The sequence below is a fragment of the Grimontia sp. NTOU-MAR1 genome (assembly GCF_035758505.1).
GTDB lineage: Bacteria > Pseudomonadota > Gammaproteobacteria > Enterobacterales > Vibrionaceae > Enterovibrio > Enterovibrio marinus.
The window spans coordinates 1,434,263-1,450,414 of sequence record NZ_CP142109.1 but is presented as its reverse complement, the minus strand read 5'-3'; the positions used below and the strand labels follow the sequence as shown (position 1 = coordinate 1,450,414).

General features: G+C 47.0%; 19 protein-coding genes and 2 pseudogenes. 12 read left to right on the top strand and 9 right to left on the bottom strand.

Going from position 1 to position 16,152, the window contains the following annotated elements; all coding sequences use genetic code 11:
- The first annotated feature begins 1 nt into the window (after position 1).
- Entirely contained in the window at positions 2 to 430 is a 429-nt protein-coding gene (locus tag VP504_RS24675; protein ID WP_325894655.1) for a CesT family type III secretion system chaperone, read from the top strand.
- Positions 431 to 494: 64 nt separating this feature from the next.
- Here VP504_RS24675 and VP504_RS24670 read toward each other — a convergent pair.
- The 9 genes and pseudogenes from VP504_RS24670 to vscN form a co-directional block, all read right to left on the bottom strand.
- Positions 495 to 883 (bottom strand): annotated as a pseudogene (locus VP504_RS24670) (3'-5' exonuclease); the annotation flags it as partial.
- 40 nt (positions 884 to 923) lie between these two features.
- Positions 924 to 1,982 carry a type III secretion system export apparatus subunit SctU gene (gene sctU, locus VP504_RS24665; protein WP_325894654.1) on the bottom strand — a complete coding sequence of 353 codons (1,059 nt, stop codon included), beginning with the start codon at positions 1,980 to 1,982 and terminating at the stop codon, positions 924 to 926.
- Between the two features lie 18 nt (positions 1,983 to 2,000).
- Positions 2,001 to 2,783 carry a type III secretion system export apparatus subunit SctT gene (gene sctT, locus VP504_RS24660; RefSeq protein WP_325894653.1) on the bottom strand — a complete coding sequence of 261 codons (783 nt, stop codon included), beginning with the start codon at positions 2,781 to 2,783 and terminating at the stop codon, positions 2,001 to 2,003.
- Positions 2,780 to 3,046: a SctS family type III secretion system export apparatus subunit VscS gene (gene vscS, locus VP504_RS24655; protein ID WP_005426136.1), complete on the bottom strand. Its 267-nt coding sequence runs from the start codon at positions 3,044 to 3,046 to the stop codon at positions 2,780 to 2,782. Before vscS ends, sctT begins: the two co-directional genes overlap by 4 nt.
- A 13-nt stretch (positions 3,047 to 3,059) precedes the next feature.
- On the bottom strand, positions 3,060 to 3,710 hold the full coding sequence (vscR, locus tag VP504_RS24650) for a SctR family type III secretion system export apparatus subunit VscR (RefSeq protein ID WP_005426130.1): 651 nt from the start codon (positions 3,708 to 3,710) through the stop codon (positions 3,060 to 3,062).
- Positions 3,707 to 4,675: a type III secretion system cytoplasmic ring protein SctQ gene (gene sctQ, locus VP504_RS24645; RefSeq protein WP_062714146.1), complete on the bottom strand. Its 969-nt coding sequence runs from the start codon at positions 4,673 to 4,675 to the stop codon at positions 3,707 to 3,709. Before sctQ ends, vscR begins: the two co-directional genes overlap by 4 nt.
- Positions 4,672 to 5,379, bottom strand: a pseudogene (locus tag VP504_RS24640) (type III secretion system needle length determinant); the annotation flags it as partial. The pseudogene VP504_RS24640 and the gene sctQ, both read right to left, overlap by 4 nt.
- A gap of 162 nt (positions 5,380 to 5,541) precedes the next feature.
- Complete coding sequence (gene sctO / locus VP504_RS24635; protein WP_062714144.1) at positions 5,542 to 6,003, bottom strand: type III secretion system stalk subunit SctO; 462 nt, start codon at positions 6,001 to 6,003, stop codon at positions 5,542 to 5,544.
- A complete protein-coding gene (vscN, locus tag VP504_RS24630; protein ID WP_325894651.1) occupies positions 6,000 to 7,322 on the bottom strand; it encodes a SctN family type III secretion system ATPase VscN in 1,323 nt (440 codons plus the stop codon). Before vscN ends, sctO begins: the two co-directional genes overlap by 4 nt.
- Before the next feature lie 187 nt (positions 7,323 to 7,509).
- On the opposite strand from vscN, the gene sctW reads away from it, so the two are divergent.
- From sctW to sctE, 11 genes are read left to right on the top strand one after another with little or no spacing between them, the layout of a single operon-like run.
- A complete protein-coding gene (sctW, locus tag VP504_RS24625) occupies positions 7,510 to 8,403 on the top strand; it encodes a type III secretion system gatekeeper subunit SctW (RefSeq protein ID WP_325894650.1) in 894 nt (297 codons plus the stop codon).
- Positions 8,384 to 8,668, top strand: coding sequence for a TyeA family type III secretion system gatekeeper subunit (locus VP504_RS24620; RefSeq protein ID WP_325894649.1), 285 nt, complete (start codon positions 8,384 to 8,386; stop codon positions 8,666 to 8,668). Before sctW ends, VP504_RS24620 begins: the two co-directional genes overlap by 20 nt.
- Complete coding sequence (gene sycN / locus VP504_RS24615) at positions 8,655 to 9,029, top strand: type III secretion chaperone SycN (protein WP_325894648.1); 375 nt, start codon at positions 8,655 to 8,657, stop codon at positions 9,027 to 9,029. The genes VP504_RS24620 and sycN overlap by 14 nt, the downstream gene beginning before the upstream one ends.
- Positions 9,026 to 9,403, top strand: coding sequence for a type III secretion system protein VscX (gene vscX, locus VP504_RS24610; RefSeq protein WP_062714136.1), 378 nt, complete (start codon positions 9,026 to 9,028; stop codon positions 9,401 to 9,403). Before sycN ends, vscX begins: the two co-directional genes overlap by 4 nt.
- Before the next feature lie 5 nt (positions 9,404 to 9,408).
- Positions 9,409 to 9,738 (top strand): type III secretion system chaperone VscY, encoded by a 330-nt coding sequence (vscY, locus tag VP504_RS24605; protein WP_062714134.1) that lies wholly within the window; start codon positions 9,409 to 9,411, stop codon positions 9,736 to 9,738.
- A complete protein-coding gene (gene vcrD, locus VP504_RS24600; protein ID WP_325895437.1) occupies positions 9,731 to 11,857 on the top strand; it encodes a SctV family type III secretion system export apparatus subunit VcrD in 2,127 nt (708 codons plus the stop codon). Before vscY ends, vcrD begins: the two co-directional genes overlap by 8 nt.
- The gene (locus tag VP504_RS24595; protein ID WP_325894647.1) at positions 11,857 to 12,270 is read left to right on the top strand and encodes an LcrR family type III secretion system chaperone; all 414 of its coding nucleotides are present in this window, start codon (positions 11,857 to 11,859) and stop codon (positions 12,268 to 12,270) included. The genes vcrD and VP504_RS24595 overlap by 1 nt, the downstream gene beginning before the upstream one ends.
- Before the next feature lie 60 nt (positions 12,271 to 12,330).
- Positions 12,331 to 12,615, top strand: a complete 285-nt coding sequence (locus tag VP504_RS24590) for an LcrG family type III secretion system chaperone (protein WP_325894646.1) — start codon at positions 12,331 to 12,333, stop codon at positions 12,613 to 12,615.
- Positions 12,616 to 12,625: 10 nt separating this feature from the next.
- On the top strand, positions 12,626 to 14,437 hold the full coding sequence (locus VP504_RS24585; RefSeq protein ID WP_325894645.1) for a virulence-associated V antigen: 1,812 nt from the start codon (positions 12,626 to 12,628) through the stop codon (positions 14,435 to 14,437).
- A gap of 12 nt (positions 14,438 to 14,449) precedes the next feature.
- Positions 14,450 to 14,938 (top strand): SycD/LcrH family type III secretion system chaperone, encoded by a 489-nt coding sequence (locus tag VP504_RS24580; RefSeq protein ID WP_062714123.1) that lies wholly within the window; start codon positions 14,450 to 14,452, stop codon positions 14,936 to 14,938.
- Positions 14,939 to 14,945: 7 nt separating this feature from the next.
- The gene (gene sctE / locus VP504_RS24575) at positions 14,946 to 16,145 is read left to right on the top strand and encodes a type III secretion system translocon subunit SctE (protein WP_325894644.1); all 1,200 of its coding nucleotides are present in this window, start codon (positions 14,946 to 14,948) and stop codon (positions 16,143 to 16,145) included.
- Positions 16,146 to 16,152: the final 7 nt, after the last annotated feature.

Here is a 16,152-nt window from a genome sequence, read left to right as displayed (position 1 = left end):
AATGATAACCACATTCGATTATCTTGTGACACAGTTATTTGAAAAAAATGGTATCGAGAGTTCATTCGCTCAAGATGATATTTATAGCCTACTGATCGACCAAGAATATCAAATCCAGTTCACGCATCAGAATGAAGAGTTGATAATACTGTATGCAGATCTTGGTGAGATAAGCTCAGTATCGGAACAACTAGCAAAGAACAATATGTATGGGGAATACTGGCCTGCTCATATCGTGTCGCATAGAGAAAATCGAGCAGTTTTATGGTCTCAACAGCCGATTTCGATGCTTAACGTAGCTGCGTTAGAATCGTGGACTGAACACTTTATTCAGGACATGATCGAAAAAAAGGCTGCAATTTCTGATGTGGAACCAAATCCAGAAAACACTCAGCCATCAGGCATGCCGCCTAATATGATTGCTGTATAAACACTTTGACCGAAATTACACGAGCAGGTGACGACCGTATTATTGTGCGTTACCTGCTTGTGGTTTAAGCGCAATTGCTAGCAAGCAACTGAGCCACTTTTCCTTTTGCTGTGATAATAATTTCCTTCATAAATTAAGGACTTGGCGTGGTAATACCGTATTGCTCAAGATCTTCTACCATTAGCACCCACAACTTTGTCGTTACCTATGCATCAGCTAACGCACGGTGGGATATGCCGTCGTTTTCAATATTTCGATTGCGAAGCAACTCACCAAGTTTGTGTGAGGGTATATCTTGAATAAGGCGTCTTGCTACTAAAAACGGTCACGCGAATTCGCCAGAATAACCGCGGTTGATTCTCTCTAGCTGGCATCTAGAAATCGTTTATCGAACGAATCAATGTGAGCGATAAGATTCTCTCTCGCAATAAATTTACTGAACGAGGCCATGACCTAATATTGAACCGCATTATCTGCCATGATTAGGAGAGCGTTATACTTGCGATTCCTCAGACTGCTCAAGAGAAGCAACCCAACGCAGGATCTCGGCAGTGGCTTCAATAAGATCGCCAGGTATGTATTGGTTTAGCTGACCATCGGCAAAAAGGGCACGTGCGAGCGGTACCTTTTGCATCACAGGAATGCCTTCTTCATGGGCTATCGCGATCATACGTTTTGCCATCGCATCGGTTTCTTTAAAGGTAATCACAGGCAGCGGCGTTTCGCCCTTTTTATAGTACAAACCAATCGCGATGTGGGTTGGGTTCGTGACTAAAACATTCGAACGTTTAACGTTATCTCTTTGGTTCGAAGCTTGTAGCTCTTGGTGCAACTGACGACGTTTACTCTTGATTTCAGGGCTGCCTTCCATCTCTTTATATTCGCGTTTGACTTCGTCTTTAGTCATTTTCAGTTGCTTGGTGTGGTCGAACTTTTGGTATGCGTAGTCGGCGGCTGCAATCACAATAAATCCAACGGAAGAGATCATCATGAGTTGTTTAACCAATACGCCGGTGATGGTCGGCACACACTCTAATCCACACGTTGGGATTTGCAGTAGTGTGTTTAAGTTACCTCGCAGCGTGACCCAAATAATGCAGGAAAGGAGCGAAACTTTAAGAATCGATTTAATAAACTCAATGATGCTCTTTAGCGAGAAAATTCTTTTCGCCCCTTCGACAGGGTTGATCTTTTTGATATCTGGTTTGACGGATTCACCACTAAACAGCAAGCCGAATTGCCCCATGTTCGACATGATGGCAATTAAGGCTGCTACGACGAGAATCGGTGCCAGTAGGTAAACCATTTCTTTGGCGATGGCGATAGCAACGTCAATCAACGCATCCTGAAACCCCTGATAAGCCAACTCACTCGGCAGTAAAAGAAGGGCGGAGATGTGCGACATATAGTAGTCAGCAAAAGCAAACAAGACGGCAATCAAGGCTAGGATTAACGCCGATGAGACGATTTCCTGACTTTTGGCGACTTGCCCTTTTTGCCGGGCATCCCGAAGTTTCTTCGGGGTGGGGAGTTCGGTTTTTTCTCCGCTCATTGCTCTTCCTGTCTGTTATTACCAAATGGTATTGAGCTGTTTTTTGAACAGCACGATTTCAGAGAAAAGGGCTTGAAAGTGATTCATCATCAATGCCACATAAACAATCAATAGCACGCTAGCAATGGCACTTTTGATCGGCATGGCTAAAGAGAAAACGTTCAGTTGTGGGGCGAATCTGCTAACCAGCGCGAGTCCAAACTCGGCAAGGAACATGGCTAAAACCAAAGGCGCGGACATCAAAACGCCAAGCCACATAAGTTGCTCGAACTGCGCGTAGAAAAAGTGTACCCATTCCTCAGTGACGGTTGGGGAAAATCTGATAACAGGCCACGACGAATAGCTGTTATACAGCGCATAAATAAAGGCGATAAAGCCACCGCCAGAGAAGAACAAGGTGATTAGGGTTTGAGTCAATAGCACAGCCGTTGGCGTTGATTGAGAGCCGAGAGTGGGGTTGAACATACTTGCCATCGCAGCGCCACGTTGGTTATCCACCAGAAAGCCTGTTGCCTCAATAGCCCAAAAAGGGATTGCCGCAACAAAGCCAATCAGCATACCCAATAACACCTCTTTGCCTAGGATGACCATCAACCAAATCCCATCCGTGTCTGCGGGCAGGTCTTGTTGGTTGATCATTGGGAAGATAAACAGCGCAAGCGAGCACAAAACACCATTTCTCACCAAGGTGCCACCCAGTATTTGCTTGTTTAAGATCGGCAAAAATATAAAGCAAGCCATTAACCTGGGGAGCGTCAAGCTGTATAGGAACAGGGCTTGGTGCAAATCATCGTAACTCATCGTATTTGCGGGATTTTATCCAAGGTCAACGTGGCAAAGGAATGTAGCTCGGCACCCAGCCATTGCGTGGTAACAAAGAGGGTAATGATGACGGCGATCAGTTTGACGACAAAGCCTAACGTCTGTTCTTGTACTTGTGTTAGCGCTTGGACGAGAGAGACCAAGGTACCGACAAGTGCCGCAACCAAAATCGGCGGCAGCGACAAGAACAGAACAAGTGTTAGAGCCTGAGTGGTAAAGTGGATGATTTCAGCCGGATTCATGCTTCTCACCTGATTATCCGTAACTGAGCACTAAGCCGTGAGTCAGCTTGGTCCAACCGTCCAGTAAAACAAAGAGTAGCAGCTTGAATGGCAGTGAGATGGTCATTGGTGAGACCATCATCATGCCCATTGCCAGCAAGATGTTTGATACGATCAGATCGATAGCGATGAAAGGCAGATATAGTAAGAAGCCAATCTCAAACGCTCGAGTTAGCTCACTCACGGTAAAGGCGGGGAGCAACAACAATAAGCTGTCTGACTCTAAACGGTCGACGTACTTTTGTGGCCACAAGGTTCTCGCTGCATCGGTAAAAAAGACCGATTCAGTTTCACGGATGTGCTTTTTTAAAAACTCACGGTACGGTTGCAATCCACTCTCGATTAAACCTTCGATGCTCTCTGAATCTTCAAGTGAGATTTCGTGCTGGGTAACGTAGTCATAGGTTTCAAATCCCACCGGTGCCATGATGAAGATCGACAGAATGATCGCCAATCCGTACAAGGCCATATTGGGTGGAATCTGTTGTACACCTAATGCGTTTCTTAGCAGAGAGAAAACCACGGCCAGTTTAACGAAGGAGGTCGCCATCATTGCAATGAAAGGAATCAAAGCAAGAAGGGCAAGTGTAACAATGAGGTTCAGTTCATCAGGTAACTGGATCATGCTGGCTCCTGACTGCCGCCAAACAGTTCGAGAACGCGGACACCCAAGCGTTCATTAATGTTCACTAGTTCGCATTCACCAATGATTTTGCCGTTTGCTCGCATGGTGACTGGGTTAGAAATTGGCTGGTTAAGCTCAAAGGTAAAACCCGGTTGCAGCGCGTTAAGCTGTTCTAAAGTAATGGTTTGCTGACCAACATCGAAAGTCAGTTCAATTGGCAATTGCTGGTGGTCGGTCAGTGCTTCAGAGCTGTTGATATCGTTCATATTGGTTTCTTTTTCTTGGATATGGAGTGTCGTATTGTCGAGTTGGCATCGCCAAAGGTTGTGATTGGAGACCTGAAGCAGCACTTGGTGTTGCGCGATGTAGCAATCATCGAAAAACACCACATCGCCCAGTTCCAGTTGCTCAAATTGACTGAGCGCCAAACGTGTTTTGCCAAAGCTCAACCAGAAAGGCAGTGCGATGTTTTGGCTCAGGTAAGAGGGCGCTTGTGGCAGAGTGTCAATCAGCACATCTCGACCTTCATGGACCCACAGGCTAAGAGAGACATCATCGCGATTGATGGTGAGCATCAACACGTTTTCTTCTGATATAGGCTGATCATGAACTTGCAGCTTGCTCAATACCGGAAGTTGTCCAAATAATCGCTTAATCATGTCGGTGTAGGGCTCAATTTGGCTACTGAGTAACGCCAATTGCAAAGAGTTTGGCAGTGACTCAAATGCCGTCGAGTCAAGAATACCGTGCAACCATTGCTGTAATTGCGCGCCACTGAAATCAATTTGAATGGTTTGCCCACCAATGAGTAGCGCTAAACGATAGCCAGAAAATTCCGGCTTTTGGCCAAGCGTGATCGATAAGCTATTGCTTTGGCTATCTTGAAAGTGACACTGTTTTGCACACAGTTGATTGCTCAGCGCGATGCTTGAAGGCTCGACCTTTGGGAAATCTAATATCTTCATTCGTCCTCAGGCTTCCATTCATCGTAAATGTTGCGTTGTTGTCGCGAGCGTTGTTGGTCTTGTTGTTGGTTCATCTGTTCGCTGACAGCGATTCGAATCGGTTGGTCGATGCCTAAACGTTGCAGACGCTCGGTCAGCTCCTGTTTAGCAGTTTGGTTGATCAGCGAAAGAGCGTGCTCTTGCTTAATCAGCACGCTGTAGCCAGAACTGTCCTGCTTGATAGAGATCTCGCCCCCTTTTAATTGGCCTTCATTCAGAAGCAGGCGAACTTCTTTCTCGTTTGCTGAAGGAAGAGACACGTAGATCTTCTCGACTAACTTATTAATCAATTCGTTTACGTCTTGAGCTCTGTTCTGGGGCGCGTGTGACTCTACGTTTTTCAAGATGATGTCGCCTTGCGCTATCGATTGGCTTAGGTTAGCCGTCGGGTGAAGCCTAGCGTCCGACTCTGAACTTGGATGACGCAGTTCGATGTGTTCCGCAGGCTTAACCTTCTTTTCAAGAGCGGACAATGTGGTTTTCGAGTCGACAACTTTCGAGTTCACAATAGCCGAAGCGTCTTTTGCCGCGGGGTCGAGTTTATGAGCTGCTGCATCTAACTTATGCAGTTGGCCTTGCAGCAAACTCTGCACGGTTGATGGCTTGGTCTGCTGACGCTGAATAGGTAATACCTGATCCTTCAAAACGTGAGGTAAACTGGCAATAAGCGTTTCTGACTCGTGTTCGCTTTCTGCTTGCTTTGGTTTAAGCGCATTATTAAAGCGAGAGTCAAGGTCTTCTGAGACTTGGTTGACAGGCTTCTGTTGAACCTGTTGCGGACGTTCAGTTGTGTTTGGATGATCGTTTTTGACTCGCATCTTTACCTTCTATGAAACAACAACGTTGCGGAACTCTTCTTGTTCGAGCTCTTCTTGATACTGCACTTGGCGTGCTTGCTCAGCGACTTCCTGTTCGTTTAATTGAATGAATTTTTCTTTGGTTTTATGGGCGGCCAGAGCTTCTTGCTTTCTTTCCTTGAGTCGCTGGTTCTCTTGTTCCAATGCTTTTTTTTCTTCTGCGGCTCGTTGTTTTAAATCGGCTTCTCTTTCCCTTAACAGCGCTATTTCTTGCCGTAATATTTCAAGTTCTTTTAGAACGACGGTTTTCTGTTTGGCTTTTGCAAAGCGCCGCTCTTCTTCCTCTTCGCGCCATTGACGATAATCAACGACAGACTGTTCCGCCTTTCGGAGTGAGGCGCGTGCATTGTTAACTCGATATTCTTGTTGCTGAACCGCGCGATCGGCACGGTCGGCACGAATTCTTTTTATCTCTAGCAATTGCTCGATCATAAGCCTGCAAGCCCACGCAGCTGCGTGACGGTCTCTTCGAGTTCACTTGGCTCGTGCGTGCCTTGGCGCAAGAACGCTTGGATATCATCTCCCTGTGCGATGGCCATATCCGCGCGACTGTCGGCGCCTTGTTGGTATTCACCAATTTTGATCAGCAGCTCGACTTCTTCATATTTGGCCAGCATTTCACGCATGTGAGCCGCGGACGCTTGATGAGTTTTATCAACGATTTGGTTCATCACACGGCTGGCTGAGCGAAGCACATCAATGGCTGGATAGTGGTTCATCGCCGCCAGTTTGCGAGAAAGAATGATGTGGCCATCGAGTATGGAACGCGTCTCATCGGCGACTGGCTCAGTCATATCGTCACCTTCCACAAGCACGGTATACAGCGCGGTGATGGAGCCTTTGTCTGATTGACCTGCACGTTCCATCAGTTTTGGTAGTGCGGCAAAAACAGAAGGCGGATAGCCTCGTCGTGTTGGTGGCTCGCCAGCTGCCAAGCCGATTTCACGCTGAGCTCGGGCAAAACGTGTCACCGAATCCATCAGCAGCAGGACACGCTTACCTTGGTCGCGGAAGTACTCTGCGATGGAGGTCGCGACGGACGCCGCTTTGGCACGTTCCATTGCGGGTCGGTCTGAGGTTGCGACAACAAGTACTGACCTTGCCATGCCTTCCTCGCCAAGATCGTGCTCGATAAATTCTCTTACTTCACGGCCCCTTTCACCGATGAGGGCAAGCACGGTTACATCGACATCGGCAGAGCGAATAAGCTTGGCGAGCAGGGTACTTTTACCTCCGCCAGCTGCAGCAAAAATACCCATCCTTTGTCCTTCACCGCAGGTCAGCAACCCGTCGATTGAACGCACGCCCATAGAAATCGGCTTTTCAATCAGCTTTCTCTGCATTGGTGGTGGCGCATCGCGATAAACCGGATACCAAGCGCTCGGTTCGGAGCTTTGAGAACCATCAAATGGGCGGCCCAGGCCATCGAGAATTTTCCCTAACAGGTGATCGCCAACGCCGACTTCGTGCATTTTTCCAAGCGGGCTTACCTCGGTATTGGAGGAAATACCAAACATGTTGCCAAGCGGGGTAAGTAACGCATGGTGTTGTTGAAAACCGACCACTTCTGCAAGCAGCGACAAGGTTTGATCGGGATTACGTAGCTCACAAAGCTCTCCGACACGAACGCCGGGCACGACTGCTTTGATGATGGTGCCAGTAACCTGCGTCACGCGACCGCGGATTTGGATCAAACGCGTTTGCTTGATTGCTGACTGTTGAGCTTCGGTGATGTATGAGAAGTCGTTCAATTTAATAAAACATGCGCAATAACTGATGCTGGGAGAGTAGAGAGGATGGCGCCGTGTTTATAGTGACTATTGGTCGGGAGTTTTTAGAAAACTTAAAACGTCCTAAAAAAACACGTCTGATTTTGACAGCCGATTAAAAATGCAATTCCTATAATTCGCCCACATCGTACGAAAGGAGTGCAAATCAATGAGCACTGTCAATGGCCAAATTTTAACGGGCAACAAATTTGACGCGCCAATTCGAAGTAATCTTGAGTCTTCACGCACGGAAGCCTCATTGAATGGTCATTATCGAGGTGAAAGTGTCCGCGTACACAATGCAACTCAGTCACTGTTTGATGCGATGGAAGAGCTGACGGCGTTAGGTTCAGAAAAAGCAGAAAAAGATCTTACAAAACGCAAAGTGAAAGATGGCGGCATTCGCGTGAATGAAGCGCATGAGCTGGTTTCTGATTACCTAAGAAAAGTGCCTGATCTTGAGAAGAACCAAAAGATCAAAGACCTTGCTACCAAAATGGCAAACGGCAACTTATCAACGATTACTCAGCTACAGGCGTATCTCAACGGATTCTCTGAGGAGAAGAGTCATCAGTACCTCGCGTTACAAGCAGTGAAAAAGTTCCTCGGTGCCAATCCAGAAAGTAAGAACCTATTGGCGCTTATAGACCAGGCCATTCTGATCTTTGAGCAGAATCCGGACTCTTGGGCTCAGATTGATACTGAGATTCGTGTTTCAAGCTTTGCGGATGAATACAGCCAAGAGCAAGACTTTAGCAGCTTGCACCAATTGCGTGGTTTCTATCGAGATACGGTCCACAGCTACCAAGGTTTAGGAGCAGCATACAAGGATGTGGTTGAGCGTTTTGGTGCAAAAGAGGTCTCCACGGCGGTCGATTTTATGTTGCAGGGCATGAGCGCAGATTTGAGCGTTCAAGGTAGCAATATTGACTCCGTTAAGCTTCAGCTTCTGATGTCCGATATGCAAAAACTTAAGACGTTGAATACGCTTCAAGACCAAGTTAGCAACCTCTACCAGATGTTCAAACTTCAGCAGGCAAACTATGGCTTATCAAGTTGCTGATTTGATGTCGGACATCATTGCTTTGGTTGAACAGCGCTGGGTGGGAAGTGCCGAGATATGGAACCTAGCGAATACTATGGAGTTGGCGTCCACTGAGCGAAAAATCAGCTTTTTTAGGGAACTGCACAAACTGGTTCGCCATATTCCAATTGTTGTATTTAACGACGAAGAACAGCGACAAAACCTAATACAAGCTGTGCAAAAAGCGCTTGATGAAGCGATTGATTTTGAAGAAGAGGAAATGTGGGACGATGAATTGGGTTGATGCGTCAGTGGATGATTTTTGCCGAGGAATGGGGCTTGAAGCGGTCGACTTCTCGTCAGCAGGACGTGTTCAACTGAGCTTCGAACAAAGCGGCACTCTGCATATCGAGAAGCACCAGGACTGTCTGTTTCTCATGCTGGCGAAACCGCTGCCTTGGCACCAGTCGAACGAGCCGATTAAAAAGGCGTTAAGTTTTTGCCATGCAGGCCAAGGTTGGCCATTCATCATTAAGACCGGATTGCTGGATGAGCTGACACTGGTCTTCTCTGCGCAAATCGAAGGGGATGAAGTGACCTTGCCAACCATTGAGCAAGCGTTCGCTCTACTGGTTCGTTTACATAAAGATGTGGCGGGTTCATGAGTCGCATTAGTACGTTAAACGTTGGTATTGAAGGCTTTACTCACGTTTCGCTTGAGCAAGTTGAAAACGACTTCCCACAGCGTTTTCAGCTGTTGCCTGATGGTCAAGCCATTGCGGCTCACCTAGAAAAACTGTACGAGCTTCGCCCCTCTGAGCAGTACTTGATGTCACTGGCCAAGCCAAAGTTGACGCATTCGGAGCTACTTCGCCCAGACAAATACCGTCAACAGTTTGATACTACTCAGCAGCGACTTCAGGAATTGGCGCAGAAAAATGGTTCTCATGCGCTCACTCAGGCGTTGGAAACACTGCAAAGTACGCAATTGGACCAACGTTATCTCACCATGGCGTTGAACCTATTGATTCAGGTTTAATCCCCATGTTGCATAAGAAAGACGTAGAGCTGTTGCTTATCCACGCCGCACTCCAAGTTCAATATCAGAAGCCTGAACAAGCGATTACCTTGCTTGATGCACTGCTGGAAATCGAACCTCAGCATCAAGAAGCTCGCCAAACCTTAGCAGTGGCATGCCTGAATTCAGGTCGATACATACGTTCAATCGAGCTGTGTGAAAGCTTGTTGGAAACCGAACATTCAAATAAAGCGGGTTTGTGGTTTTGCCTAAGCCAAGCGCGTTGGAAACAACAGGATGTTGAAGGCGCCCGCCGCGCACATCGACGTTATCTACAATCTCTAAATTCTGAATAAAATGAAAAAGTTGATCGATACTCTAAATAAAGTCGGGCAGCGTAAAGACATCATGCTTGCCGTGATGCTATTGGCTATCGTCTTTATGATGATCTTGCCCCTACCTACGGCACTCGTGGATGTCCTGATCGGTACCAACATGAGTATCGCGGTCGTCTTATTGATGCTGGCTATCTACATCACCACACCTCTGGAATTCTCTGCATTTCCGGCCGTGCTTTTGATCACTACGTTGTTTCGCTTATCGCTTTCTATTACGACAACGCGACTTATCCTGCTGCAAGGCGATGCAGGTCAGATCGTATACACCTTTGGTAACTTCGTGGTCGGCGGTAACCTGGTAGTGGGCATTGTTGTTTTCCTGATCATCACCATTGTTCAATTTATGGTGATCACCAAAGGTTCCGAAAGGGTCGCGGAAGTCAGCGCTCGATTCTCCCTTGATGCGATGCCGGGTAAGCAGATGAGTATCGATGGTGATATGCGTGCTGGGGTTATTGATGTTCATGAGGCGCGTCACCGCCGTTCATTGATCGAAAAAGAAAGCCAAATGTATGGCTCGATGGATGGTGCGATGAAGTTCGTGAAAGGCGACTCAATCGCAGGCCTGATTATCATCGTTGTGAACATTCTAGGTGGTGTCACCATCGGGGTGACTCAAAAGGGTATGTCTGCCTCTGAGGCACTTGAGCTGTTCGCAATCCTGACCGTCGGTGATGGTCTGGTTTCGCAGATCCCTGCTCTGTTTATCGCTATCACGGCCGGTATCATCGTTACCCGTGTTTCAAACGAGGATTCTTCTGACTTAGGTTCAGATATTGGTGGTCAGGTAACCGCACAGCCAAGAGCTTTGTTGGTTGGTGGCGTTCTGCTTATCTTGTTTGCTCTTATCCCGGGCTTCCCGAAGGTTACCTTCCTGATTCTTGCGGCCGTTGTTGGCGGTGGTGGCTTCTTCTTGTTCTACCAACAGAAAAAACAAAGCGAATCCGACAGTTCTGATTTGCCTAGCTTCGTTGCCCAAGGTGCTGGTTCGCCAGCCGCTAAGTCTAATAAACCGACGACATCTCGCAACAGCAAAGGCAAGCTGGGCGAACAAGAAGAGTTTGCGATGACAGTACCACTGCTCATCGACTTAGATTCTCGCTTACAAGAGAGTTTAGAAGCCGTGGCTTTGAACGATGAGCTTGCACGCGTCAGACGCGCGCTTTACCTCGATCTTGGTGTACCGTTTCCCGGTATTCACTTACGCTTCAACGAAGGAATGAGTAACGGCGAGTACTTGATTCAATTGCAAGAAGTGCCGGTTGCTCGCGGGCGAATTGAAAGCGAAAAACTGCTGGTGACAGAAGGTAACGAACAGATCGATTTACTGGGCGTACCTTACGAAAAAGATGACGACTTTCTGCCAGGCATTGCGAGTATTTGGGTCGATCAAAGTCATTACGAAAAGCTGCAAAACAGTCATGTGGGCTTTCTGACCCCCGATCGCATTCTGACTTATCACTTGTCTCATGTTCTGAAAGAGTACGCACAAGACTTTATTGGTATTCAAGAGACCCGCTACCTGCTTGAGCAAATGGAAGGCAGCTATTCCGAACTGGTAAAAGAAGCGCAGCGTATTGTGCCTTTGCAAAAGATGACGGAAATCCTACAGCGTTTGGTTTCTGAAGATATTTCTATTCGCAATTTACGCGTGATCTTAGAAGCCATGGTTGAGTGGGGCCAGAAAGAGAAAGATGTGGTACAGCTAACGGAATACATCCGTTCAAGCTTGAAGCGCTATATCTGTTACAAGTACGCCAGCGGTCAAAACATGCTGCCAGCCTATCTGTTGGATCAGAGTTTGGAAGATACGATCCGTAACGGCATTCGTCAGACTTCAGCGGGCAGTTACTTGGCGCTTGACCCTTCTGTGACTCAGCAATTTGTGAGCGACGTTAAGCAAACCATTGGTGATTTGAGCCGCATGCCAAATAAACCAGTGTTGGTGGTGTCGATGGACGTGCGCCGTTACGTACGCAAACTGATTGAATCTGAATACTACGAACTGCCAGTGTTGTCATTCCAAGAGTTAACGCAACAAATCAATATTCAACCGCTTGGTAGGGTAGGTATGTGATGGAATGCCTTCTCACCCAGTCTCTAGAGGCGTCAGGTATCCAAGTGAAGCCCTACTTCTGGCAGAAAAGTACCATCTTACTTGGCCATCTTTATGAATGTGATGGTATGGAGCTTGTCTTCCGTGTCGAAGAGGGCGAAATCATCATCGTACTGCTTCGAAGAATCAGTCCAAACCGAGGTCTGAGTAACCCTTTCTCCGCACTGTTTACGCTTGCAGAACATGCTATCTGTTTGTACCCGCTCGACTGGGCTATTCGTGGCAACGTTGACGTATTGCGAGGCAGCAACATGAGCAACCAGCGGTTAGCACAATTCTATTTACGAGCCTGCGGCGCGAGCCATGATGAACAAGATGATTGGTACTTCTTATGCCTTAGTGATTACCGCCCGTTAAAAAAGAGAAAAAAGTAAAAACTCTCGACTGTTACTGACAGCATCCCAGAAATGCTTCGCTTTAAGATAGGAGCCAAGATGAAGCAACCCTTTACTGAAACCATTGAAAATTCGGAACTTGCTATTCGCAATGCAGAAGACAGGACTGATGTATTCAATGAACTACTCGAAGGATTAGGCGTCGGTCCAGTAGCAGGCAATATTCTGCTCGATGGGTTAAATGCTTCGCCTCAATTGATGAAACAAGCAGAACATGAGCTGCTTGAAGAAGTACAACGCCGCAGACAACAACAACCACAAGCCACGAGCAGCAAAGGCACTAGGCGCAAGCGGCCGACAATGATGCGTGGCATGGTGATCTAAAGGTTTTCACATGACGGATATGACAATCATGAACTCCATCACCGGAGTTCTCAATACAACAGCCAATCGTGATTCTCAGATCGCATTCCAACAGAGTTTTGTTAAGACCCTTTCTCCCATTCTAAGCGATGCCAATATCGACGCGAATCAAATAGAGTCGCTGATTCGCCAATTACCTGTCGTGGTTGGGCGTACGGAACAAGAAAGCTTGGATCTTTATGTAGATTCATTACACACCTTGTTAAAAAAGCAAGAAGCCTTTACAGGGACTTCTGCCGCTGAGAGCACTGCGCATTGGATGCGGTCACTGCAACGCCAAGCGTTGAATGGTCAAATTGCGCCTAAAGATGTGGAGATGGGCGTTAGTGCTACGCTCGCACATCAATTCCAATCTTGGTTTAGCACACAGCTAAAAGACAAGGTCGACAGTTCGCTTCCGACCGATTTTGTCGCTGATTTCCGCTTAGGGAGCCAGAGTAACCAAGCGCTGAAAATTGAAGCTTTAGATACCAGCGCCCTTAAAGCAGCAACGGCAGAGATCAGCGCGTTTGTAAATGCACTGGCAGTGCAGATGAGTGCCAGTGAGGTTCGCGAGAGTGCTATTCCGTTCTTGCGAAATGCCTTTGGTAATCTTGGTTCGGTCAACCTTAATGAGATTAAGAATTCAGACTACTTCTTAACAGAAGAAAGCTTTAGAGCTGCTGTTACCGCTCAACTTGTTGCCTCTTTCACTAGCATTGGGATCACCATCAGTACCGATGATGCACAGGCCTTGGCGAACAAGATTATTTGGATGCCAGGCATGTCTAAGCAGGAACTTACCGATACGCTAAATAGCTTAGCGACACAAGTAAAAGGACAATTTGAAAATGCCTACGGTGCGGGTGGTGTTGCCCAACTGCAAACCATCCTTGATGCCGAGATCGCGAGAATAACGTCAGATCCTGCTGCGATCACCTTATCGAGCTTGTTCTCCAATATAGCCATTGCGCTTATCAACACTCAGATTGATGCGTTCTATAGCGGCTTGCTTGATGTTCAGGTAACTCAAACCACACCGGAGCAACTTGAGCGGATTAAACAAAACACTGCACAAGATATCCGACTCCTTTTCGACAAAATAGTCGCTGGACAAGACATCGGGACGGATTTCATTGCACGTCATCAAAAAATGATGGAGAACCTAGAAAAACTCAATGATCGTTTGGGGAAAATCACACCAGAGGAAGTGAGCAGTAAAGAAGTGAATGCTGAGCACGCATTGACCGCTATTAACCTACTGTCCGTGATTGAATCTAGTATCGGTGACCGCTTTGATGAACGCGTCTTGTTTGCTCTAAACGAGCGTCGCGTCGACCGTCTTGAAAAGCGTAATATTCTGAAAGGTGATCTGGAAAACTTGACGATGGAGTTAAGAATTTTCGGTGCCATACAGTCGAAGATACACTCAAAACAAAGTGTAAAAGAAAAATATGAACCTGGAAATACGGGGTTTCAGGCGAGTGACTTTGGCTACGATAGCGAAGCATCTTTTAAAGCATCACCTGAGTATGCATATATAACAAGCAATAAGTTCGAAAACCACAAAGACTTCCTGACAAAACAAGGCATATCAGTATCGGCCGATAGTTTTGAAGGCGATCAATTGGCCAGCTTCTCTACTTCAGTGAGCGACCAGTCCAAGGTCAAAAACGATACAGTTCAGCTCAAAACGACCGAGCTCAGCGATATGAGCTCTCAATACAATGTAACCGTTGAGGCGATGAACAAGTTTGTGCAGAAGTACCACAGTATTTTACAAGAAATCCTACGAGCCCTCTAAGGATAAATAACCATGACTAAACAAAATGCGCCAGCCGACCCATCTCAAATGCAGGCAGAGGAACTCCTTTCATTTTTGGAAGAAGGGGGGACGCTCAAAATGCTGCATGATGTATCAGCAGATACCATCGAGCACATTTACGCGGTTGGTTACAACTTTTTCCAGTCAGGCAAGGTAGAACAAGCCGCTAAGGTATTTCAGCTGCTTAGTATGCTTGATCATTATCAAGCGCGATTTTTTATTGGTTTAGGTGCGGCTCGTCAGGAAATGGGTGAGTACCTGCAGGCTATTGATGCTTACAGTTACGCTGCGCTTGTGGACGTTAATGATCCACGCCCGCCTTATCACTCTGCAGAATGTCATCTCAAGCTTGAGCAACTGACAGAGGCTGAGAGTGGGTTTTACAGCGCGAGGGAGATGTCTGTTGGAAAACCCGAGTATGCAGATTTGCATCAACGAGCAGGCATCATGTTAGAAGCGGTGAGAAATAAAAAGGAGTAACTAGAGTATGAGTTCTGTTGCACTTGACCGCATTCAGAGTGAGGTATACACGCCCGATTCTGACCGAACTATGTTAGACAAGGTTACTAAGGCAGCTGCTAATGCATCTTCGTCTGTAACCTCAGAAAACGTAACAGGCAGGGGTGCTGAAGCATTGAACACAGGTAAGGTAAAAGTTCTGCTTGATGCACCGAATGCCGCCGTCAGCGATAAGGTGAACGACCTTACTCTGAAGGCCATTGCACAGCTACAAAAAGTTATAGACTCGATTGCTGGTGGCTTACATGCTGTTGCCGACAGCACTGGTTCACTAGCTGTGAGAATAATCGCAGGCTCAGTGGACGATTTTGAGATTGAGCTGGCTGCTATCGCAGACAAACTCCATAGCGCTCAAAACAAGCTTAAAATGCAGGAAGTCAAAGTAGCGAAAGCAAAACATGAACTTGAGATGGCAGAAAACCAAGAGAAGATCAAAGAATCTGAAGCAGCGGCGAAAGAAGCACAAAAGTCGGGCTTAGCTTCTAAGATTTTCGGTTGGGTTAGCGCTGTTGCTTCCATTGTTGTTGGCTCCATCATGGTGGCGACGGGGATTGGTGCGGTAGCTGGCGCATTGATGATCGCGGGCGGCGTGATGGGCGCAATCAATATGACTTTGCAAGAGCCTGCTGTTCAGGATGCGATGAAAGAGGCTGGAGTTAACGTTGATGCACTCAATACGGTATTGATGGCGTTAGAGATCGCGACTGCCGTCATTGGTGCTGTTGTGACATTTGGTGGTTCTGCCGCAGCGGGTGTTGCAAAGTTGGCTGCTAAGAGTACAAGCCAAATTGCGCAGAAAGTGACTGATATCGCGACAAAAACAGCGGCTAATATCACGAAATTTGCTGATTGGGGGTCGAAAGCAACAACAACGACTGCAAAGGCGATCCGTTATGGTGCTGAGACCGTCGATATCACTGTTAACGCAGGTAAAGGGGCCACAGATAGCGTTCATACCGCAAACAACGCGCATTCGACCGAGATCCAAGCGGATATTACGGATTTAAGAGCGAAGATGATGCTTAGCCAAGCCGTGATCGACAAACTGAAGCAAGAAATTTCCAAGTTGATGGAAGGTTTCCAAGAGCTAATGAATGTCATCATGCAAATGATTCAGGCTAAAGGCGAAACAATGCAAACGCTGACGAACCGCCCTGCAACGGTTTAAGGAATAA